This window comes from Streptomyces sp. 378 (assembly GCF_030124145.1).
Lineage (GTDB): Bacteria > Actinomycetota > Actinomycetes > Streptomycetales > Streptomycetaceae > Streptomyces.
In genome coordinates, this window is record NZ_JASKMS010000008.1 from 104027 (window position 1) to 126639 (window position 22613).

Sequence of the window (22613 nt, forward strand, 5' to 3'; positions counted from 1 at the left end):
AGTAAATCCTTAACGAGATGGCAACGGTGCCATCCGTTCTCTAAGTGAAGGCAGGGGTAGCGGCCTTCAAGGGGCCCGTGGCAGTCCCGTCCAAAAGGGTCGAATCGCCCATCTCGCTGAGAGCGAGAGCGAGCGCTCCGAGCACCTCCGCACGGCCGCCGAGGGCACCGGGGAGAACGGACAACTGGCGTGCCGCACTGGGGATCGCGTAGCGGCCGACAGACTCCCGGATCGGCCCGAGCACCAGCTCACCGGCCTCGGCGAGATCACCGCCGAGGACCACCCGGCTCGGGTTCAGCAGGTTGCAGAGATTGGCCACCCCACTGCCGATGTGGCGGCCGACGTCGGCGATCACCCGACGACAGCCCGGGTCTCCGTCCCGAGCGAGCCGTACGACGCCCTCCATGGTCAGATCGGTGCCGTGACTGGACTGGAGGAGCGGGAGCACGTACCGCGCGGCCGCGAAGGTCTCCAGGCAGCCGCGGTTGCCGCAACGGCACACCGGGCCGGATTCATCGAGTGTAATATGTCCTATTTCTCCAGCGGTGCCGCCGGGGCCGCGATAAATCCTGCCGTCGATCACCAGGCCGGCGCCGACACCGCTCGCGACCTTGATGTAGGCCAGGTCGCGGACGCCCCGGCCGCTGCCCCAGACCATTTCGCCGAGGGCGCCGAGGTTGGCGTCGTTGTCCACGTGCACGGGGACGCCGAGGCGTCCGCGCAGCTCCTCGGCGGGGTTGGTACCGGTCCAGCCGGGGAGGATGGCGGTCGAACCGAGGGTGCCGGACTCGACGTCGATGGGGCCCGGGACGCCGAGACCGACTCCGGCGATTTTGGAGCGGTCGACGCCGGTGGCTTCGATCAGGCGGCTGACCAGCTGTTCCGCGCGGTCGAAGCCCTGCGTGGACGAGGCGTCCACGTCCAGCGGCTCGGACTCCTCGGCGAGAACCTGGTGGGCGAGGTTGCCGATGGCGACGCGCAGGTGCGTGTGTCCGAAGTCGACGCCTATGACGATGCCGGCGTCGCCGCTCAGCGACACACTACGGGCCCTGCGGCCGCCGGCGGAGGTCGGAGTGACCTCGACGGTGCCGCCGTCCTTCAACTCCCGGACGATGTTGGAGACCGTCGCCGCGGACAGACCTGTCGTCCGCGCGATCTCGGCCTGGGTGAGGGAGCCCGCCAGGCGCACGGCTCGTACGACCCGCTCCAGGTTGGCTCGGTGCAGCGACGACTGCGACCCCGGAGTCTCCACGACGACCTCCTGCGCACGGGGCCGCATCGATGAGACCCCGTCTATGTCCAACTAGTGAACTCTAAGCTGAGCCGTTCGGGTCGCCTCCCGTCAAGAGGTTGAACTGATTCCGGGGTGTACGCGGGTCGTCGCGGAGCGCTATGTGGGGGTACGCGCTTTCTGCTGGGGTGGTGGCTGTGCGGCTGTTCCGGGGTGTTTCGGGGTGGGCCTCTTCGCCGTGTGCCGGTGGGCGTCTTCGGCGTGGTGCGGTGGTGGGTCCGGGTCGGGGGTGCGCGTCTTCGCCGGGCGCCGGGTGGTGGGTCGGGGCCGCGCCGGGGGGTGTCCGTCCTCGGAACGGCGCGATGGGGTTGCGTGCCGACCGACTGTTCGTTGACGCGCCAACCGCTGCGGGCGGACACCCCCCGACACGGCCCCTCGCGTACGACGGCGCGTGCGGGAGCGTTGTGGTGCGCGCCCGTCTCGCCCAGGCTGCGGGCAAGGCGACAACGCCGGGCACCTCCCGCCGCTCAGGGCTACTTCAGCGCGCCGGCCGTCAGGCCTTGCACCACCTGCCGCTGGAAGATGATGTACGCGGCGAGGACCGGCAGCATCGCCATCACCAGGCCCGCGAAGAGGCCCGACCAGTCGCCCTTGTAGCCCTGGCTGACCGCCAGCTGGACCAGGCCCTGGGTGAGGACACGCTTGTCCGGGTCGGTGTTGAGGACCGTGGGGAGCATGTACTGGTTCCACTGGCCCAGGAAGTTGAAGATGCCGACGCTGATCAGGCCGGGCTTGGCCATGGGGAGCATGATCTGGAAGAAGGTGCGGCTGTGCGACGCGCCGTCGACGAAGGCCGCTTCGGCGATCGACGTCGGCAGCGTGCGGAAGAACGCTGTCAGGAAGAACACCGTGAACGGCAGCGAGTAGGCGATGTAGACCAGGATCAGGCCGTGGATGCTGTTCAGCAGGCCCATGTTGTTCACCACGTAGAACAGCGGGACCAGCGCGAGCATGATCGGGAAGCTCATGCCGCCGATGAACAGGTAGTAGATGAAGCGGTTGCCCGGGAAGTCGAAGCGGGCCAGGACGTAGGCCGCCATCGAGCCGAGGACCAGCGTGCCGATGAGCGAACCACCCACCACCAGGACGGTGTTGAGGAAGTAGTCGCTCATGTTGGCCTGGGTCCACGCCCGTGACCAGTTGTCGAAGTGCAGGGAGTCCGGGAGCGACCAGGGGGAGCTGAAGATGGAACGGTCGTCCTTGAAGGACGTCATGACCGCCCAGAGCAGCGGCATGACCACCATGAACGCCCAGATGACCAGGACGCCGTGGGAGAAGACGTTGAGGAGCGTGCCCTCCTTCTTCTCCTTCGGGGGTGCGGGGGGCGGGGTGTCCGTCTTGGCGATCGGCGCGCCGGACTCGGCCGGGAGGGGAGCGGAGGTTTCGGTCGTCTTCATCGGTCAGTACTCCAGCCGCTCGCGACGGCCCAGCCGCATCACCACGGCGGCGAAGGCCAGCGTGACGACGAGCAGGGCGACACCGATGGTGGTGGCGTAGGCGGCCTGCCCGTCACGGAACGCCTTCTGGTACACGTACAGGACCATGACGGTGGTCGAGTAGTCGGGACCGCCCGGTCCGGTCGTCATGATCTGCACGACCGCGAACGACTCGGCGCCCAGGGCGAGGATGCCCATGTAGACCCAGCCGGACTGCACCGTGTCCCAGAGGAGGGGCAGGGTGACCCGGAAGAACGTGGTGACGCGGTTCGCGCCGTCCAGGAGCGCCGCCTCGTACATCTCCGCCGGGATGGAGGCCATGCCTGCGGAGAAGAGGACCACGAAGAAGCCGACCGTGGACCAGACGAGAACCGCCATGACGGCCCACAGCGCCAGGTCGGGGTCGCCGAGCCACAGGGGCTGGATGTCGTCGAGGCCGATCCCGCGCAGGAGCGAGTTGATCGCGCCGCTGTCCGGGTTGTACGCGAACGCGAACAGCAGCGCGACGATGGCGATCGAGAGGACCTGCGGGAAGAAGTAGACGATCTTGTAGAACGAGGAGCCTCGGACGCCGGTGATCACCGGGCCGTTCCTTCTCTTTCTGCCGCCCACGTTGATCATGAAGGCGAAGAACAACGCGAGACCGATCGTCACCACCGGCAGCAGGAGGGCGAACAGCAGGCTGTGCTGCAACGACTTCCAGAAGATGTCGTCATCGAGCATGCGGCTGTAGTTGTCGAAACCGACCATCTTGAATTCGGGGCTCAGGCCGGTCCAGTCCGTGAACGAGTAATAGATGGACTGGATGAACGGCCAGACCACGAAGAGCGCGTACAGGCCGAGGGGCAACGCGAGGAAGCCCACGATGAACCGGTACTTGCCGTGCTGCATCGCCACTCCGGTGCCGTTGCGGGAATTGGGTTTCCGGTGCCGTTACTGGTGCTTGTAGTGCTTGATGGAGTCGTCCTTGGCGGCCTCGTCGGCGAAGGCCTGGATCTTTTTGATGGCCTCGGCCGGGGTGAGGCGGCCGGCCATCATCTCGCCCAGACCGGACACACCGATCTTCTCCTTCTGCAACTGCACATACCAGTCCTGGAGACGGGGATTCACCACGTTCTCCCCGGCCTTGTCCAGCGCCGCGACACCCGACTTCAGACCGGGGGTGAGGGCGACGCCGTCGGTGCCGCCGTTGTACGCGGTCAGCGATTTCACCTTGCCGGTGAAGTTCTTCGAGGAGGCCTCGCTGAGCATGATGCGGAGCTGTTCCATACCGCCGGCGGTGTTCTTCGCCTTGGCCGGGACGATGAAGGGCTCTCCGCCGGAGGCCCAGATGGTGCCGAAGGGCATCTTGTCGGAGGAGTCGAGGCCGGTGGGCGCGGAGACGGCCAGGTCGAAGTCCTCCGGGATGACGTTGGCGGACTCGTTCTCCACCCAGGAGCCGTTCGGGATGAACAGCGCCTTGCCCTCGGCCCAGGCGGTCTGCGACTGGATGTGGTCCAGGCCCGGCGTGCCCTTGAGGACGTAGCCCTTCTTGTGGAGCTCGTAGTACGCCTCGAAGCAGGCCTTGACGGCCGGGTGCTTCCAGGCGTTCGGCTCCAGGTTGTCGATCGCGTCGAGGACTTCACGGCCGCCGACCTTGCCGATCATCGGGTAGAGCGAGAAGGGGAGGTAGTACGGGTATTTGCCCGCGTACGTCCAGCCCGCCATGCCCTTCTTCTTGGCCTTCGCGCAGACCGCGAGCATCTGGTCCCAGGTCTCGGGGTACTGCTCGTCGAGCGAGTCCAGGGCCTTCTGCGAGTACCAGACGCCGTACACCGTGTAGGCGTAGTACAGGATCCAGACCTTCTCGCCGTCGAACTGGCCCATCTCCACGATGCCGGGGCGCAGCGTGTCGCGGACCTTCTTGTCCGGGTCGTCGTAGGAGGGCGCGTCCAGCAGCGGGGTGAGGTCGGTGAGCTGGTTCTTGCCGACCAGGACGCCCATGTCCATCTGCTCGGCGCCGGAGTTGTCGATGAGGTCCGGCGGGGTGCCCTGGTTGAAGCGGGGCTGGAGGGTGGACTGGATCTTCTGGGTGGCGGAGAACTTCACCTGAACCTTGGGGAAGTTCTTCTCGTAGATCTTCACGGCGTCCTCGGCGTACTCCTTGCCGAAACCACCGTCGAACAGGACGAATTCCATGCCGGCCGTGTCATTGACGGCGAGCGGGTTCTTCGCGGTCTTCTTTCCGGCCTTGGCCTTGTCTCCGCTGTCGCCGCCGCCGCTGCTGGCGCAGGCCGACAGGAAGCTCATGGTGGGGACGGAGATCAGACCGAGCGCGGCAGACCTCTTGATCAGATCGCGGCGGCCGACACCTTCGGTGCCGTGGTTCTCGGCGGAAGTGGATCCCATGCTCAAGTCCTCGCCTTCTCCAGGACTCAGGCGGTGAACCGGATCCTCCGGCACCGCGATCGGGTCAAGCTGGGTCGTGCAGGGAAGTGCGGGTGGTGACGTGCGGATCGTGTGAATGCCCGACAGGTATAGTCCACTTCCCGTCAGCGGATCAAGATCGAGCACAAGGTTGGCCACGGGTCTTATCCGAGTTGAGACCTCACGGAAGTATGAGCGGCCTGCGGGTGCTCCGCCGGAAATATCCCGGACACCACGCCCTGATGCCACAGCAACACCCTTGACACTCTCCGCCACTTGGGCAACTACTGGTCCTTGCGCATCGAAGGTGACAACGTTGTCCACTGCGCAGGGAGGGTACCCGTTGATGCAGCGGAAAGCTCGGCACAGATGGGGTTCGGCGGTCGTGTCGGCGACCGCCTTGGCTTTGACCCTGGCTTCACAGGGCGTTGCGATCGCACTGCCCCAGGCCCCCGAGAGACCCGATCGCGAGTTCAGGTCCTCCTTCGAGGCGGACGACCCGCTTCCGGACTGGACGAACACGGTCGACACCGGTCCCGGCGGCGGCAAGCGCGCCTCCGGAGTGAACGGCGGCTACAGCAGCGGCATACCGGGCAATGTGACCGACCGGGTCACCGACGTCCGGGCCAGTGCCGAGAACACCGGCGGTGGCGAGGTGAAGGAGAACCTCGTCGACGGCGAGCCGAGCACCAAGTGGCTGGCCTTCGAGCCCACCGGCTGGGTGGAGTTCGACCTGGATGAATCGGTCAAGACAGTTCGCTACGCACTGACGTCGGCCAATGACGCCGATGAACGCGACCCCGAGGACTGGACCCTGAAGGGCTCGGCCGACGGCACGGAGTGGACGACGCTCGACACCCGGGCCGGCGAGTCCTTCACCGAGCGGTTCCAGACGAAGACCTACGACCTGGCCGAACCCGCCGAGTACCGGCACTTCCGGCTGGAGGTCACCCGGAACAACGGCGGCGGCATCCTGCAGCTCGCCGACCTCCAGCTGTCCACGGGCGGCGGCGACGGACCGGTCCCGCCGGACATGCTCTCGCTGGTCGACCGGGGACCGAGCGGCTCCCCCACCGCCAAGGCGGGCGCCGGGTTCACGGGCAAGCGTGCGCTGCGCTACGCCGGCCGGCACACCGCCGAGGGGCGGGCGTACTCGTACAACAAGGTCTTCGACGTGAACGTCGCCGTCGGCCGGAACACGCGGCTGGCGTACCGGATCTTCCCGTCGATGGCCGACGGCGACCTCGACTACGACGCGACGAACGTCTCCGTCGACCTGGCCTTCACCGACGGCACCCACCTGAGCGACCTGCGCGCCACCGACCAGCACGGCTTCCCGCTGACCCCGCGGGGGCAGGGCGCCTCCAAGATCCTCTATGTCAACCAGTGGAACGACGTGGCCTCACGGATCGGCTCGGTCGCGGCCGGGAAGACCGTGGACCGGATCCTGGTGGCCTACGACTCCCCCAAGGGCCCGGCGAAGTTCCGCGGCTGGCTGGACGACGTGAGCATCGCCTCCGTCGCCCCCGAGCGGCCGAAGGCGCATCTGTCGGACTACGCGGTGACCACCCGCGGCACCAACTCCAGCGGCGGCTTCTCGCGGGGCAACAACTTCCCGGCGACGGCGGTGCCGCACGGCTTCAACTTCTGGACGCCGGTGACCAACGCCGGTTCGCTGAGCTGGCTGTACGACTACGCGCGGGGGAACAACGCGGACAACCTGCCGACGATCCAGGCGTTCAGCGCGAGCCACGAGCCGAGTCCCTGGATGGGCGACCGGCAGACCTTCCAGGTGATGCCGTCGCTCGCCGCCGGTACTCCGGACCTCGGCCGGGAAGCGCGCGAGTTGGCCTTCCGGCACGAGAACGAGACCGCGCGGCCGTACTACTACGGGGTGCGGTTCGAGAACGGGCTGAAGGCCGAGATGGCGCCGACGGATCACGCGGCGGCACTGCGCTTCACCTACCCGGGTGACGACGCGAGCGTCCTGTTCGACAACGTGACGGACCAGGCGGGGCTCACGCTCGACAAGGACAAGGGGGTCGTCACCGGCTACTCGGACGTGAAGTCCGGGCTGTCGACGGGCGCGACCCGGCTGTTCGTCTACGGCGAGTTCGACCAGCCGGTGGCCGAGGGCGATTCCAGCGGCGTCAAGGGCTACCTCCGCTTCAAGGCCGACGACCGGACGGTCACCCTGCGCCTGGCGACCTCGCTCATCAGCCTCGACCAGGCCAGGGACAACCTCCGTCAGGAGATCCCCGAGGGCAGGTCCTTCGAAGCGGTGAAGAAGAGCGCCCAGCGGCAGTGGGACCGGCTGCTCGGCAAGGTCGAGGTGGAGGGCGCGACCCCCGACCAGCTGACGACGCTGTACTCCAACCTGTACCGGCTGTACCTGTACCCGAACTCCGGCTTCGAGAAGGTCGACGGGAAGTACCGGTACGCCTCGCCCTTCTCCCCCATGCCGAACCCGGACACCCCGACGCACACCGGCGCGGAAATCGTCGACGGCAAGGTGTACGTCAACAACGGCTTCTGGGACACCTACCGCACGACCTGGCCGGCGTACTCGCTCCTCACGCCGGGCAAGGCGGGTGAGCTGGTCGACGGGTTCGTGCAGCAGTACAAGGACGGCGGCTGGACCTCGCGCTGGTCCTCCCCCGGCTACGCGGACCTCATGACGGGCACCTCGTCGGACGTGGCGTTCGCGGACGCGTACGTCAAGGGCGTCGACTTCGACGCCAAGGCGGCGTACGAGGCGGCCGTGAAGAACGCGACGGTCGTCCCGCCGAACTCGGGCGTCGGCCGCAAGGGCATGGCCACCTCCCCCTTCCTCGGCTACACGAGCACCGAGACCCATGAGGGCCTGTCCTGGGCGCTGGAGGGCTACCTCAACGACTACGGCATCTCCCGCATGGGCCGAAAGCTCTACGAGGAGACCGGCGAGCGGCGCTACAAGGAGGAGTCGGAGTACTTCCTGAACCGCGCCCGGGACTATGTGAACCTCTTCGATCGGAAGGCCGGGTTCTTCCAGGGCCGGAACGCCAAGGGCGACTGGCGGGTCGCGTCCTCGACGTACGACCCGCGGGTGTGGGGCCACGACTACACCGAGACCAACGGCTGGGGGTACGCCTTCACCGCCCCGCAGGACAGCCGGGGCCTGGCCAACCTGTACGGCGGGCGCAAGGGCCTCGCCGACAAGCTGGACGCGTACCTGTCCACCCCCGAGACGGCCTCCCCCGAGTTCGTCGGCTCCTACGGCGGTGTCATCCACGAGATGACCGAGGCCCGGGACGTGCGGATGGGCATGTACGGGCACTCCAACCAGGTCGCCCACCACGCCCTGTACATGTACGCCGCGGCCGGGCAGCCCTGGAAGACGCAGCAGAACGTGCGTGAGGTGCTGTCCCGGCTGTACACGGGCAGCGAGATCGGGCAGGGCTACCACGGAGACGAGGACAACGGCGAGCAGTCGGCCTGGTACTTGTTCTCCGCGCTCGGCTTCTACCCCCTGGTGATGGGCAGCGGCGAGTATGCGATCGGCTCGCCCCTGTTCAAGAAGGCGACCGTGCACCTGGAGAACGGGCGCGAGCTGGTGGTGAAGGCGCCCCGGAACAGCGCGAAGAACGTCTACGTCCAGGGGCTGAAGGTCAATGGCCGCACCTGGTCGAAGACCTCGCTGCCGCACTCGGTGGTCGCCAAGGGCGGTGTCCTGGAGTTCGACATGGGCTCGCGGCCGTCGTCGTGGGGCACGGGCAAGGACGCGGCACCCGTGTCGATCACCCAGGACGACGAGGTGCCCACGCCCCGGGCGGACCTGCTGAAGGGCGACGGCGCCCTGTTCGACGACACGTCGGCGACCGACGCCGCGGTGACCTCCGTGGACCTGCCGGTGCGCGAGGGCGCCGAGGCCCTGCAGTACACCCTGACGTCGTCGACGGACCGGGCGAAGGCACCGGCCGGCTGGACGCTCCAGGGCTCCCCGGACGGCGAGACGTGGCAGACGCTGGACCGGCGCTCCGGGGAATCCTTCGCCTGGGACCGGCAGACCCGCGCGTTCTCGGTGACGTCACCGGGTACGTACGGGAAGTACCGCCTGGTCCTCGACGGCGAGGCGACGCTGGCGGAGGTCGAACTGCTGCGCTGAAAAGACGAGTTGGGGGTCTCATGCCGCTTCCCGTGCCCGTCCTGCCCGACGGTGTCGACCCGGCCTGGCTGCCGCCCGCGGCCTTCCGGGCGATCGGTGGCCGCCGGACGCTGATCCGAGGATCGGGTGTGCTGGTGGAGACGGTGCACGGGGAGGTGGCGGAGGTCTGCCGGAGGTTCGGGGGCCGGGTCGTGCGGGACGCGTCGGACGACGGCCCGTACGACCTGGTCCTCGGCCTCGGTGCCGACGGCCTCGGCGACGACGGCCTCGGCGACGAGGGCCTCGGCGACGAGGGCTTCGCCACCGCGCGCGAGGGAGGCACGACGACCGTCACCGCCTCCGGCGGTCGCGGGCTGCTGTACGGGCTGTTCCACGTCGTGCGCCTCGGGGAGGCGGCCTTCACCGGCACGTGGGCGCGGGAGATCCGTCGTCCCGCCCTCGCGCCGCGCATGCTCGACCACTGGGACAACGTGGCCGTGCACCCGGTCATGGGCCAGGTGGAGCGCGGGTACGCGGGCGGCTCCCTGTTCTGGGAGGACGGCAGGGCACGAGGCGAACCCGGCCGGGTGCGGGCCTACGGCAGGCTGCTGGCGGCGTGCGGGATCAACGCACTCTCCGTGAACAACGTCAACGTGCACGCCACAGAGGCGCGCCTGCTGACCGACCGGATCGGTGAAGTGGCCGCCATCGCCGAGGCGTTGCGGCCCTACGGCATCCGCACCCACCTGTCGGTCTCCTTCGCCGCCCCGATCACGCTCGGCGGACTCCCCACGGCCGACCCGCTGGACGAGGCCGTGCGCTCCTGGTGGGCCGGGGTGACCCGGCGGGTGTACGAGGCGATACCCGACTTCGGCGGGTACGCCGTGAAGGCCGACTCGGAGGGGCAGCCGGGCCCGGCCGCCTACGGCCGCGGTCACGCCGAGGGCGCGAACCTGCTGGCGGCGGCGCTGGAGCCGTTCGGCGGCACGGTGCACTGGCGGGCCTTCGTCTACGACCACCGCCAGGACTGGCGGGACCGGACGACCGACCGGGCCCGGGCCGCGTACGACCACTTCGTGCCCCTGGACGGCGCGTTCGCGGCGAACACCGTGCTCCAGGTGAAACACGGGCCGATGGACTTCCAGGTGCGTGAGCCGGTCTCGCCGCTCATCGGGGCGATGCCGCGCACCCGGCTGGCGGTGGAGCTGCAGGCCACCCAGGAGTACACCGGGCAGCAGCGGCACGTGTGCTGGCTGGGGCCCATGTGGAGCGAGGTGCTGCGATTCCGGCACGCACCCGAGTCCGCGGTCGGCGCGTCGGCGCGGGGCGGGCTCGTCGCCGTGTCGAACGCCGGTGACGACCCGTTCTGGACGGGGCATCCGCTGGCGCAGGCCAACCTGTACACCTTCGGGCGGCTGGCCTGGCAGCCGGACGCCGAGCCGCGCGCGGTGCTGGACGAGTGGATCGCGCTCAGCTTCCCGGACGCCCCCGCCCGGCTGGCCGACGGGCTGCACGCCGTGCTCGACGGTTCATGGCGGACGTACGAGAAGTACACCGCTCCCCTGGGCGTGGGCTTCATGGTGCAGCCGGGGCACCACTACGGGCCGAGCGTGGACGGGTACGAGTACAGCCCGTGGGGGACCTATCACTTCGCCGACCGGGACGGGATCGGCGTCGACCGCAGTGCGGCGACCGGCACGGGTTTCGCCGGGCAGTACGGCACGCCGTGGTCCGAGCTGTACGAGTCGCCGGAGACCTGCCCCGACGAGCTGCTGCTGTTCTTCCACCATGTGCCCTACGGGCATGTGCTCACGAGCGGGAAGACCGTCGTCCAGCACATCTACGACACGCACTTCGAGGGCGTCGAGGAGGTCGAGCAGGCCCGCCGGGTGTGGACGGGCCTCGCGGACCTCGTCGAGCCGGGGCGCCACGCGCGGGTGGCCGAGCGCTACGAGGAGCAGCTCCGCGGTGCCCGCGAGTGGCGCGACCAGATCAACAGCTACTTCCTCCGCAAGTCCGGGGTGCCGGACGCGCGGGGGCGACGGATCTACTGAAGGACCGCCACGCCCGAGGGGTCGAGGACCAGGGGGTCACCCTGGTCCACCCGTTCGCCGGTGAGCAGGTCGGTGGCCGGGGCGTGGGCGGTCAGTCGGGCCGGTCGCGGGGCGTGGTTGAGGAGGAAGAGCAGACGGGTGCCGACGGGCGCCACCCGGGTGGCGGTCTCCACCGCCGGATGCCCGGCGTAGGGGCCGAGCAGGTCGTGGCGGGTCAGCACCCTGCCTACGACCTGGTCGACGCCGGGCTGGTCCAGGGCGGTGGCGACGTACCAGGCCTCGCCCGAGCCGCGGCGGTTGCGGGTCACGGCCGGGGTGCCCGCGTAGAAGTCGGCGCCGTAGGTGGCGACCGGTTCGGCTCCCCGCGGGAGGACGATCCCGAAGACGAGCCGGGCCGTCGCCCCCGGTTCCGGGACGGTCTGTCGACGGTGAGGGTGTCGATGCCGGACCGGGTGAACAGGCGGTGGTCCTCGTCCCAGACCTCCCGCGGCCACTGCTCGGGGTTGTAGTCGCCGCCGTAGCGGATCTTGGGCGTCATGCGGTGAAGTCCTTCCGCGTCTCGGCGATCACGGCCCGGCTGCCGTGCAGCAGAGACAGCAGCAGCGGGGCGGCCAGCAGGGCGGGCAGGGCCTCGGTCAGCAGGGCCGTCGACGCGGCCGTGAGCATGAGCAGGGAGGCGGCGGCGAGGGTGGCGTGGCCGTGCCGGGACAGGAAGTACGCGGCGAGGCGGGCGGTGTCGCGGGCGCGGAAGGTGAACAGCGAGGTGAGGACGAGGGCGTGCGCGCCCCACAGGAGGGAGCCGGCGCCGATCGCGGCGAGCAGCAGCGCCCACCAGCGGGGTAGGCCGGTGGCGGAGAAGTGCGTGAGGGTGAAGGCGATGACCGTCAGCCAGGCCAGCAGGGGTGCCCACAGCTTCAGTGCCGGTACGGCGTTGAGCCGCCAGCCGCGCAGGTAGGCCCGGGCCGGGTGCAGCTCGGTGAGGTCGCGGCTCCGGTGGTGCAGGGCGTAGAGCCCGGCGGACAGGGCCGGACCGAGGGGCAGCAGGCACAGGGCCGCGAGGGGAAGGTTCGCCGGGTCGGGGCCGAGCAGGAGCAGCCCGGCCAGGCCCGGGGAGGCGGCGAGGAGCAGCAGTGCCTCGACGGTGAGGACGGTGTGGATGAGGGCGGAGGCCCGGGAGAGGGGGCCGGTGCCGAAGTCGGAGGTCCGTGCGGTGCTCACGCCGTGACCTCCCTGCCGGGCGCCGGGTGGGGCCGGGCGACGGCGGGCCGGGCGCGGGGCATGTCGGGGACCCGGTTCACCCGTTCTCCTTCCTGTACCGCTCGTACGCCTTGTTGTGCAGGTCGACGAGCTGCCGCATGTTCTTCGACTTCAGCTCGGCGAGGTAGTCGTCCCACTGGGACAGCGGGCGCTTGCCGAGGACGAACCGGAGGGTGTTCTGGATGACGTGGTCCTTGAGCGGGGTGTCCCAGAGGGACGCCTGCTCCTGCTCGAAGGACCGGAGCGGGTGGGCCGGTTCGATGGGCAGTTGCTCGCGCTGGGCCATGGCGTCCTGGAACTTCTTCTCGTCCGGGCTGAACGAGGAGGAGACCAGGTCCCAGCTGCCGCCGTAGGTGAAGACGCCGTTGAAGAAGCCGTAGTCCTTCTGGAGGTCCTTCGGCGCGTCCGGGTCCGAGCCCATGAGCGAGATGCCGGGCTTCGGCTCGAACCGGCCGCCGGAGCGGGTGTGGGTGACGCCCTCGACGCCCCACTTGCAGAACGTCTGGCCCTCGTCCGAGTACCAGAGCCAGTCGAGGAACTGCATCATCGCGACGAAGTGGTCGCTCTCGAGGGCCTTGCTGGACACCATGACGCCGTTTTCCAGCCGGGTGCCGCCGAGCACCACGGAACCGGCCGGGCCGAGCGGCACCGGCACCATCTCGATCGTCGCGCCCTTGACCTGCTTCTCCAGGTTGTAGCGGTAGTTCTGCACCAGCTCCTGCGGATTGGCGCTGATCACGAAGGACTTCTCGGCCAGCAGCTTCTGCACCGCCTGCTCGTCCTGCTGCGCGAAGCTCTCCGGGTCCAGCAGCTTCTCGGCGACGATTTTTCGCAGGTACTCGATCATGTGACGGTAGCCGTCCGTCGCCCCGTTGAAGACGAACCCGCCCGCCTCGGCGTCGAAGGCGATGTTGTCGTACGTCCAGCCCGCCTTGACCCCGTACGCCTGGCCGAGGTAACTGAACAACGCGCCGCACGGGAAGGGCGTGTTGGTGCTCCAGCGGTCGGTCCACGGATACGTGCCGGGGTGCTCCTCCTTGAGGGCCTTGAGGACGTCGTACACCTCGTCCCAGGTGGTGGGCAGGCGGAGGCCGTGCCGGTCGAGGACGTCCGTGCGGAAGGACAGCGAGTAGCCGGACTTGGGCTTCTCGTGCAGGCCGGGCAGCAGGTAGTACCTGCCGTCGGACTGGCGGATCGAGTCGAGCTCGGGCTCCAGCTTCCACTTGCGGACCTTGTCGCGGAAGTTGGGCATCAGCTTCACGTAGTCGCTGACCGGGAGGATCGCGCCCGAGGAGACGAAGGCCACCTCGGAGGGGTGGTACGTCTTGGGGATCAGGAAGGGCGCGTCGCCCGCGCCGATGAGGACACTGCGCTTCTTCTCGTAGTCGGCCAGCGGGACGTCGACCGGCTTGAGGGTCACACCGGTGCGCTGGGCCAGCTCCTTCCAGAACAGCCAGCCGTTCTTCATGGGGTAGACCGGGTTGTTGTTGTGCAGCACCGAGAAGGACAGCGGCCGGGCCGCCTTGAACCGCTGTCCGGCCCGGTAGTTCTTCATGGCCCCGTCCTGCTTCTTCGACAGGTCCTTCCCGTCGCCGCCGTCGTCCCCGCCGCCGCAGCCGGTGACCGCGGCGAGACCGATGGACCCGGCGGCGGCGAGGATCTGACGCCGCGACAGCTGCCCTGTGTTCTTCACGGGAACTCCCTTGTTCCGTAGCCCAGTTGAGGAGTAGTGCGACGTCAGCCCTTGACCGCCCCGAGCATCACGCCCGAGACGAAGAAGCGCTGGACGAAGGGGTACACGAAGAGGATCGGCAGGGCGGTGAGGACGATGGTGACCGCCTGGATGCTCGCGCCGACCTGGCTGAGCTCCGCGGTGCCCGCGCCCGCGTTACCGCCTCCGGTGGCTCCGGCGATGAGATTGCGCAGATAGACGGTGACCGGCATCAGGTCGGAGTGGTCCATGTACAGGAACGCGCTGAACCAGGAGTTCCAGAAGGACACCGAGTAGAAGAGCAGCATCGTCGCCACGACCGCCTTGGACAGCGGCAGCACGATCCTGAGCAGGATGCCGTAGGTGCCCAGGCCGTCTATCTGCGCGGCCTCCTCCAGGTCCGTCGGCAGGTTCTCGAAGAAGGCCTTCATCACCAGCAGGTTGAAGACGCTGATCGCGTTCGGCAGGGCGATCGCCCACACGCTGTTCTTCAGGCCGAGGCTCGTGACCAGGAGGTAGTTCGGGATCAGGCCGCCGGTGAAGAACATGGTGAACACGGCGATGCCGACGAGTACGCCGCGGCCCTTGAGGTGCCGTTTCGACAGGACGTAGGCGTAACAGGTCGTCAGGACCATGGCGACGGCCGTCGCCACGACCGTGTAGAACACGGTGTTGCCGTAGGTGCGCCAGAACATCGAGTCCTGGAACACGATCTCGTACGTGGTGAGGTTGAACCCTTTGGGCCACAGGCTCACCTCACCGGCCCGGATCTGGCGCTCCCCGCTGAAGGACCTCGCGATGATGTTGACGAAGGGGTAGAGGGTCACCAGCACGACGAGCGTGAGGACCACGCCGTTGACGCCCTGGAAAACCCGGTGGGAACGGCTCGGCTTCACCACAGGCTGGTCCCCACTGTGCGGCGCGAGAGCGTGTTGGCGGAGGTGATCAGGACCAGGCCGATGATCGCCTCGAACAGGCCGATGGCGGCGGCGTAACTGAAGCTGCTGGACTCGACACCGGCCCGGTAGACGTAGGTCGAGATCACGTCGGCGGTCGGATAGGTCAGCGGGTTGTACAGCAGCAGCACCTTCTCGAAGCCGACCGCCATGAAGGTGCCGACGTTGAGGATCAGCAGCGTGATCATGGTGGGGCGGATGCCGGGCAGGGTGACGTGCCAGATCTGCCGCCAGCGGCCCGCGCCGTCGATCCGGGCGGCCTCGTACAGGTCCTCGTCGATCGTGGTGAGCGCGGCGAGGTAGAGGATCGTGCCCCAGCCTGCCGTCTGCCAGATCTCCGATCCGACGTAGATCGTGCGGAACCACTCGGGTTCCTGGATGAAGCGGACCGGTTCGTGGCCGAGCATGCCGAGGACGTGGTTGACCGGGCCGTCGCTCGCCAGCATCTGCATCGTGATGCCCGCGACGATCACGATCGACAGGAAGTGCGGCAGATACGACACCGATTGCACGAACCGCTTCAGGGAACGCCGGCGCACCTCGTTGAGCAGCAGCGCGAGAACGATCGGGATCGGGAAGCAGAAGACGAGCGTGAGCCCGCCCAGCCACAGCGTGTTGCGGAACACCTGCCAGAAGGTGGGGTCGCCGAGGAACATCCGCACATAGCGCAGGCCCACCCATTCCTCGCCGAAGGGCGAACCACCGGGCTCGAAGCGCCGGAACGCGATCACGTTGCCGATCATCGGCAGATAGCGGAACACCAGGAAGAACAGCAGCGGCAGGATCGCCAGTGAGTACAACTGCCAGTCGCGGCGCAGCGCCCGCCGCCAGCCGGTCCGGGCGGGTGTCCGCCCGCCGAGCTCGGGGGCGGCCCGCTCCGCAGGCGGTTCCTGGGTGCCCGGCGGGGCCGGTGTGGTGGAGGTGCTCATTGCTCGGGCCTCCCGTGAGCGGGGACGCGGAACCGAAACTTTCGAGCTCTTACCGGTAACTTCGCGGCAACTTAGGGGCAGCAGAAAGCGCTGTCAATGGGTACCGCACGAGTCGGACGGGGCGCCTGTTCCGGGGTGGATCCCCACCGAAGGCGGGTGACCATCAGAGACCAACCAGCCTGGGACCGCCGCAAGTTTCTGTCATGCGGCCGATTCCTGCGAGGGGCCGCCGTGCCCGCGCGCCACCCGCCTCCGACGGAGCCGGCGGCGGGGAGACGACGGGGACGACCGCGACGGGAATGGGGGGGGGCAGGGACCGCGACGGGGATGGCGACGGCGTGCTGCTCGCGTGACGACGGCACCGCCGGCTCGTGGGACAGGGCGTTCGGCGGCGAACCTCCGGGGGCACCGGCCCGCGGCGGACCTCCGGGAGTACCGGCTCCCGATGGACGACCGGGAGCACCGGCCACTTGTCGCCGAGGTACGCACCAGGACCCGGTGCGCCGGCCGTAGACAACCGGGCCGACTGGCGCTACCTTCCGCAACAGGCGGGGTGGGAGCGCTCCCATAACGGTGGACCGGAACCCGCCCTCGAGTGCCCCCACCCCGCGCATCCGTGCACACACATCCGCAGGCCCGTACCCCCACGAACGGATGATGCTGTCATGATCACGACAAGCCGACCGGGAGGATCCGCGATGCCACGATCAGCGCTCCCCCACCGGGCCAGAGCCCTCTTACTGGTGCTGCTCTCCCTCCTCGTCACCGTCCCGGCCATCGGCCTGGTCATGACGGCCGGTGGCGAGGCGGAGGCGCACGGCACCCCCATGAAGCCCGGCAGCCGTACGTTCCTGTGCTGGCAGGACGGGCTGACCGACACCGGCGAGATCAAGCCGGTGAACCCCGCGTGCCGGGGCGCACAACAGGTCAGCGGCACGACGCCGTTCTACAACTGGTTCTCGGTGCTCCGCTCGGACGGCGCCGGCCGCACCCGGGGCTTCGTACCGGACGGCGAGCTGTGCAGCGGCGGCAACCCCAACTTCACCGGGTTCAACACGCCCAGCAAGGACTGGCCGCTCACCCATCTCACCTCGGGCGCGACCGTCGACTTCTCGTACAACGCCTGGGCGGCGCACCCGGGTTGGTTCTACGTCTACATCACCAAGGACGGCTTCGACCCCACCAAGACGCTCACCTGGAACGACATGGAGGAGCGGCCGTTCCTGAGTGTCGACCACCCGCCGCTGAACGGCTCCCCGGGCACGGTCGAGGCCAACTACTCCTGGGCCGGGAAGCTCCCCGACAACAAGTCGGGCCGCCACATCATCTACATGGTCTGGCAGCGCTCCGACAGCCAGGAGACCTTCTACTCCTGCTCCGACGTGGTCTTCGACGGCGGCAACGGCGAGGTGACCGGCATCAAGCAGCCGGGCACCCCGTCCGAGCCGGTGCCCGGCACCTGCACGGCCACCCGCAAGACCACCGGCACCTGGAACGGCGGCTACCAGTCCGAGGTGACCGTCACCAACACCGGCACGGTCCCGATGCTCGGCTGGATGGTCGACTGGACCCTCCCGTCGGGCCAGAAGGTCGAGAGTCTGTGGAGCGGCAGTCCGACCTACAACGGCCAGGCGGTGATGGTCCACAACACCGACTGGAACGGCTCCCTCGCCCCGGGCAAGAGCACGACGTTCGGCTACGTCGCCTCCGGGCCGGGGGGTGACAGCGCGAGCGGCCTGCCCTGCCGGGTGGGCTGAACCGTCCCCCATGGCGGGCCCGGTGACCGGAGAGGTCCGATGGCCGGGCCCGCCGGCACGGCAGGTGCCGTAGGACGGCGTACGGCCGGAGCACAACGGCCCGGCCCCTCGCCGGGGATCTGACCTCGCGGGTTGACGCCATGGTGCGGGGGGGGGGAGGGCGAGGGCCGCGGCCGACTCGACGGGGGCGCGAGAGGGGCCGCGGCCGATTCGGCGGGCGCGAGTGGGCAGGCCGGGGGCGCGCAGCAGCGCCCGACTCGGGCGCGGCGGAAGTCGGCGGGGTGGGTCACCGGGACCCGGCGGGCACCGTCGGCCGAACCCGGCTGTTCGCCCCATATGTCGCAGATATCCATGTGTGCGATTCTGTTGGAGGGTGCCCTGCCGCTCATGTGCGGCGTGGATCCACCATGGGAGGCGCGACGCCGCGCAGCCGCTCCCGTGCCCGCGTCGTCGATCACCTGAGTTCCGGGACTCCCACCTGCCGGTGGCTGCGGCATGGACGGGAGGTGGATGCGGAACATGCCCCATTACGGCGATGCCCGGGCCGCGGCCCCGGGCCTTCGGGCGCCGGGAAGCGGAGGCACCGGTCCGTCACGTCCCACGCCGGAGCTCGCCGCCCGGGCGCGCGTGCTGGCGTTCGCCGGGGTGGCCCTGGCAGCGGTGTACGTGCGGTGCGAGGACGGCACGGAACTCGGGCTGGCGGAGGTGGCCGCGGCCGGGTCCGCGCAGTCTTACGAGGTGCCGGGGCGCGTGGTCACAACTGCCGTGAAGGGGGCTCCCGGCTCGGGGCCGGGCGCTTCTCCCGGACCGGGCTCGAACCCCGCTCCGGACCGTACGCGCTCCCCCGCCTCGTCGCCCTCCCCTGCCTCATCACCCTCTTTCACCTCATCGCCCTCCCCCACTCCCCGCGATGCCAACGCCCCGGCGCCCCTGGACCCGTCGGGCACCGGCGGCGACGGCTCGCCCGTCGCCGAGGCCTATCTGCGGGGGCGGCCGGTGTGGCGCGCCGCTGCGATGCCCGCCGGCCGGGAGGAAGGCACGGCCGCCTCCGTCCCGCTCGGGGCGCTGCCGCTGGGGGCCGGCGGCGGGTGGCTGGGCTGTCTCCTCGTCGTGGGAGAGGCCGGGGAGGGGTTCGGGGCCGAGCAGCGGGAGTTCCTGGAGCGGTATGCCGAGGCCGTCGCCGAGCGGCTGCGGGGCGAGGCCGACCGGTCGGCCCCCTCACCGGTGCTGGATCCGGCCCTGCGTGCCATGGGGGTCGGTTCCTTCGCCCTGTCGCCCGGCACCGGGCTGGTCGAGACGGACTCCACCCTGCTCGAACTCATCGGCATCCCCGCGGGCGGCTTCGACGGCAAGACCGACACCCTGCTCTCGTGCAGTGTCCCGGAGGACGTCCCCGCCCTGATGTCGGTCATCGAACCGTCCGCGCAGACGCCGGGCCGCCGTGAGCTGGAGTTCCGCGTCCGCCGCCCCACCGGTGAACTGAGCTGGCTGCGGCTGAGCTGCCGGGTGCTGAAAGGGCCCGAGGGTGCCCCGGAGCGGGTGCTGGGCGTGGTGACGGCGGCGCCCGTGCTGCGCCGCAGCGCCAGCGACGTGGCCCGGATCCAGTGGCTGACGGCCGCGCTGGACGACGCCATGACCGTCCGGGACGTCAGCCGTGTGGTGGTCGCCGCGCTGCGTGAGCCGCTCGGTGCCGACCGGGTGGCGCTCGCCGAGCTGCTGGACGACCGGCTGGCGGTCACCGTGCTCGATCCACCGGGTCCCGGTGCCTGGCCGGAGCTGTGGCGGCGTGAATGGCGCTCGGAGTGGCCCGACGCGCCGGTCACCGCCCTGCCCACGCTCCAGGCGGCGCTGCGGGACGGGCGGCTGAGCCTGTGGCCGACGGGCTCCGTGCTGGAACCCGGGCTCGCGGGGATCGGCCCCGGAGGGCTGGCGGTGCTGCCGCTGCCGGCCAAGCGAAGGGTGGCCGGGGTGTGCCTGATCGGCTGGGACACCCCGCACGAGTTCGCCCCCGAGGAGCGGGCTCTGCTGACCGCGACCGCCGGGCTGGTCGGGCAGGCGCTGAAACGCGCGCACGCCTACGACGCCGAGCAGGAACTCGCGACGATGCTCCAGCGCAGTCTGCTGCCGCGCCGGCTCCCCCAGCTGCCCGGGGGCATCGCCGTGGCCCGTTATCTGCCCGCCCGCCGCGGACTCCAGGTGGGCGGCGACTGGTACGACGTGATCGCGCTGTCGGAGAGCAAGGTGGCCCTGGTCATCGGGGATGTGCAGGGGCACAGCGCCGGAGCCGCGACGATCATGGGCCAGATGCGTACGGCGGTCCGGGCCTACGCCGTGGAGGGGCATCCGCCGGACGTGGTCGTCGCGCACGCCAACCGGCTGCTCGTCGGCATGGAGACCGACCTGTTCGCCACCTGCTGTTATGTCGAGCTGGACATGGAGGAGGGCAACGCGCTGTTCGTGCGGGCCGGGCATCTGGCCCCGCTGGTGCGGCACCCCGACGGCGGCACCGCGGAGATCGCGGTCGAGGGTGGACTCCCCTTGGGCGTCCTCGCCGACGCGGAGTTCCCGCTGACGGCGCTGGCGCTGGCCCCGGGCTCGGTGCTCACGCTGGTGACGGACGGCCTGGTCGAGTCGGCGGATCTCCATCTGGACGAGGGGATGCGGCTCGTACGTCAGGCGCTCGCAGCGGCCGATCCCGCGGACCCGGGGCGGATGGCCGACGCGTTGCTCGGCGAGGCCGGGCGCCGTGAGGACGACGTGGCGGTGCTGCTGCTGCGCTACGACGGGATGACGGTACGGCCGGTGCGGGCGGGCTGGGTGGTGTGGCGGCTGCCGGACGCGGTGATGCACGCACGCCGGTTCAGTGCGCGCACGCTGCGTTCGTGGGGCATCTCGGACGAGGCCGACACCGCGCTGCTGGTCGTGTCGGAGCTGGTCACCAACGCGCTGGTGCACACACAGGGCGCGGTCCGGGTGGAACTGACCCTGGCGGCGGATCGGCTGCGGGTGACCGTGAGCGACTCCTCGCCCCGGGCGCCGGCCAAGCCGGTGGTCGTGGACTGGGAGTCGACGGGCGGCCGGGGGCTCTTCCTGGTCGAGGCCGTGTCGGCGGCCTGGGGCTCGGTGCCGGTGGGCGGTGGCAAGCAGGTGTGGAGCGAGATCGTCGTCACCCGCCCGGACCCGGACGCGGAACCCGGTGAGGAGCCGGAGCCGGAGCCGGAACCGGAGACCGTGCCGGAGGCGGATCGCAGGCCGGGCCGCGGGTGGGGCCTCGGCCGTGACCGCACCTGGGGCCTGGGCCGCAACCGCGACCGCCGCAGGGCGCGCGAGCAGGGCCGGGAACGCGCCGACCGGCCCCCGGCCCGCGAGAGCGACCCCGCCACGGACCACGAGAGCAACCCGGCCACCGACCGCGCCGACGGCCCCGCGACCAACCACCACAGCAACCCGACTACCGGCCGCGCCGCCGACCCCGCCACGGACCACGAGAGCAACCCCGCCCCCGACCGCGACAGCGATCCCCTCACGCACCACCACAGCGACCCCACCACCAGCCACCACGGCGACCCGCGCCAGGGCCGACCCGACCCGGGAGGTGCCTGATGCGTGGTCTCAGCCGGCGTGGTGCCGCGTGGCTGCTGGCGGTCGTGCTCGCCGTGTCCCTGGCGGGGTGTTCCGACAGCGGCGGGGAGAGCGGGGGCGGCCTGACGATCGGGCTGCTGCTGCCGAGCCGGGCCGTGCCGCGCTGGGAGAAGTCCGACAAGCCCCTGATCGAGGAGCGGATCAAGGAGCTGTGCCCGGACTGCACGGTCGTGTACGCCAACGCCGAGAACGACGCGGCGAGCCAGCGGCAGCAGATGAACTCCATGATCACCCGGGGCGTCTCGGCCCTGATCCTGGACGTCGTCGACCCCAAGGCCCTGCGCTCCTCGGTCCGGGCGGCCCGGCGCGAGGGCATCCCGGTCCTCGCCTACGACCGGCTCGCCGAGGGCCCGGTGTCGGGTTTCGTCAGCTTCGACGGTGGCCAGGTCGGCCGGCTCCAGGGCCGCGCACTCCTCAAGGGCATGGGCGCCAGGGCCGACGGCGGCGGTGTCGTCATGATGAACGGGGATCCGTCCAGCCCCAACACCGCCTGGTACGAGGGCGGGGCCCGGTCCGTCCTCCGGGACGAGGTGCGGATCCTGAAGTCGTACAACACCCTCGGGTGGCGTACGGAGAACGCGAACGACCACATGTCCGCCGCGATCAGCGACCTCGGCCCGAGCCGGATCGACGGGGTGCTCGCGGCCAACGACTCGATCGCCGCCGGTGTCATCGCGGCGCTCAAGAGCGCCCGTGTCTCGCCGTTGCCCCCGGTCACCGGGCAGGACGCCGACCTCGAGGCCGTGCAGCGCATCGTCAAGGGCGAGCAGTACATGACCGTCTACAAGCCGTTCCGGCTGGAGACCGAGGCGGCCTCCGCGATGGCCGTCGCCCTGGCGCGTGGCGAGGACATCGACGCCCTGGTCACGACGACGGTGGACAGCCCCACGAACGAGGGCGTCCCGGCACTCCTGCTCACCCCGACGGCCGTGACGCGCGAGACGATCGTCCCCACGCTCGTACGGGACGGTGTCTACACGCTCGGCCAGATCTGCACCCCGAAGCTCCGCCCGGCCTGCGACCGGGCCGGGCTCACCCGGTGAGCGAGGTG

The 22613-nt window shown here is 70.0% G+C and carries 12 protein-coding genes and 2 pseudogenes; 5 read left to right on the forward strand and 9 right to left on the reverse strand.

Annotated features, from left to right (window positions below; translation table 11 throughout):
- Positions 1-40: 40 nt before the first annotated feature.
- From QNO09_RS13845 to ngcE, 4 genes are all read right to left on the reverse strand, one after another.
- Positions 41-1252, reverse strand: a complete 1212-nt coding sequence (locus QNO09_RS13845; RefSeq protein ID WP_283970452.1) for an ROK family transcriptional regulator — start codon at positions 1250-1252, stop codon at positions 41-43.
- 512 nt (positions 1253-1764) lie between these two features.
- Positions 1765-2688, reverse strand: coding sequence for a carbohydrate ABC transporter permease (locus tag QNO09_RS13850; protein WP_283970453.1), 924 nt, complete (start codon positions 2686-2688; stop codon positions 1765-1767).
- Positions 2689-2691: 3 nt separating this feature from the next.
- Positions 2692-3618, reverse strand: a complete 927-nt coding sequence (locus QNO09_RS13855) for a carbohydrate ABC transporter permease (RefSeq protein ID WP_283970454.1) — start codon at positions 3616-3618, stop codon at positions 2692-2694.
- Between the two features lie 42 nt (positions 3619-3660).
- Positions 3661-5115, reverse strand: a complete 1455-nt coding sequence (gene ngcE / locus QNO09_RS13860) for an N-acetylglucosamine/diacetylchitobiose ABC transporter substrate-binding protein (protein WP_283970455.1) — start codon at positions 5113-5115, stop codon at positions 3661-3663.
- Between the two features lie 364 nt (positions 5116-5479).
- Between ngcE and QNO09_RS13865 the strand changes: the two genes are divergently transcribed.
- Positions 5480-9277: a GH92 family glycosyl hydrolase gene (locus QNO09_RS13865; protein WP_283970456.1), complete on the forward strand. Its 3798-nt coding sequence runs from the start codon at positions 5480-5482 to the stop codon at positions 9275-9277.
- A gap of 20 nt (positions 9278-9297) precedes the next feature.
- Positions 9298-11310, forward strand: a complete 2013-nt coding sequence (locus QNO09_RS13870; protein WP_283970457.1) for an alpha-glucuronidase — start codon at positions 9298-9300, stop codon at positions 11308-11310.
- Here QNO09_RS13870 and QNO09_RS13875 read toward each other — a convergent pair.
- The 5 genes and pseudogenes from QNO09_RS13875 to QNO09_RS13900 form a co-directional block, all read right to left on the reverse strand.
- Positions 11304-11732, reverse strand: a pseudogene (locus QNO09_RS13875) (beta-galactosidase trimerization domain-containing protein); the annotation flags it as partial. The gene QNO09_RS13870 and the pseudogene QNO09_RS13875 overlap by 7 nt on opposite strands.
- A gap of 112 nt (positions 11733-11844) precedes the next feature.
- Positions 11845-12528, reverse strand: a complete 684-nt coding sequence (locus QNO09_RS13885; RefSeq protein ID WP_283970458.1) for a hypothetical protein — start codon at positions 12526-12528, stop codon at positions 11845-11847.
- Positions 12529-12604: 76 nt separating this feature from the next.
- On the reverse strand, positions 12605-14260 hold the full coding sequence (locus QNO09_RS13890; protein ID WP_283970459.1) for an ABC transporter substrate-binding protein: 1656 nt from the start codon (positions 14258-14260) through the stop codon (positions 12605-12607).
- A 44-nt stretch (positions 14261-14304) separates the two neighbouring features.
- Positions 14305-15177 carry a carbohydrate ABC transporter permease gene (locus QNO09_RS13895; RefSeq protein WP_283970460.1) on the reverse strand — a complete coding sequence of 291 codons (873 nt, stop codon included), beginning with the start codon at positions 15175-15177 and terminating at the stop codon, positions 14305-14307.
- On the reverse strand, positions 15171-16163 hold the full coding sequence (locus QNO09_RS13900) for an ABC transporter permease (protein ID WP_283970461.1): 993 nt from the start codon (positions 16161-16163) through the stop codon (positions 15171-15173). The genes QNO09_RS13895 and QNO09_RS13900 overlap by 7 nt, the downstream gene beginning before the upstream one ends.
- 698 nt (positions 16164-16861) lie before the next feature.
- Here QNO09_RS13900 and QNO09_RS13905 point away from each other — a divergent pair.
- From QNO09_RS13905 to QNO09_RS13915, 3 genes and pseudogenes are all read left to right on the forward strand, one after another.
- Entirely contained in the window at positions 16862-17920 is a 1059-nt protein-coding gene (locus QNO09_RS13905) for a lytic polysaccharide monooxygenase auxiliary activity family 9 protein (protein ID WP_283970462.1), read from the forward strand.
- Positions 17921-18934: 1014 nt separating this feature from the next.
- A pseudogene (locus tag QNO09_RS13910) lies at positions 18935-21103 on the forward strand (SpoIIE family protein phosphatase); the annotation flags it as partial.
- A 419-nt stretch (positions 21104-21522) separates the two neighbouring features.
- Positions 21523-22605: a substrate-binding domain-containing protein gene (locus tag QNO09_RS13915; protein WP_283970463.1), complete on the forward strand. Its 1083-nt coding sequence runs from the start codon at positions 21523-21525 to the stop codon at positions 22603-22605.
- The last annotated feature ends 8 nt before the right edge of the window (positions 22606-22613 follow it).

Excerpts from the sequence above, each read along its gene's own strand:
- QNO09_RS13915 (WP_283970463.1), top strand. The coding sequence starts at position 21,523 with ATGCGTGGTCTCAGCCGGCGTGGTGCCGCGTGGCTGCTGGCGGTCGTG.
- QNO09_RS13855 (WP_283970454.1), bottom strand. The coding sequence starts at position 3,618 with ATGCAGCACGGCAAGTACCGGTTCATCGTGGGCTTCCTCGCGTTGCCC.
- QNO09_RS13905 (WP_283970462.1), top strand. The coding sequence starts at position 16,862 with ATGCCACGATCAGCGCTCCCCCACCGGGCCAGAGCCCTCTTACTGGTG.
- QNO09_RS13870 (WP_283970457.1), top strand. The coding sequence starts at position 9,298 with ATGCCGCTTCCCGTGCCCGTCCTGCCCGACGGTGTCGACCCGGCCTGG.
- ngcE (WP_283970455.1), bottom strand. The coding sequence starts at position 5,115 with ATGGGATCCACTTCCGCCGAGAACCACGGCACCGAAGGTGTCGGCCGC.
- QNO09_RS13850 (WP_283970453.1), bottom strand. The coding sequence starts at position 2,688 with ATGAAGACGACCGAAACCTCCGCTCCCCTCCCGGCCGAGTCCGGCGCG.
- QNO09_RS13900 (WP_283970461.1), bottom strand. The coding sequence starts at position 16,163 with ATGAGCACCTCCACCACACCGGCCCCGCCGGGCACCCAGGAACCGCCT.
- QNO09_RS13865 (WP_283970456.1), top strand. The coding sequence starts at position 5,480 with ATGCAGCGGAAAGCTCGGCACAGATGGGGTTCGGCGGTCGTGTCGGCG.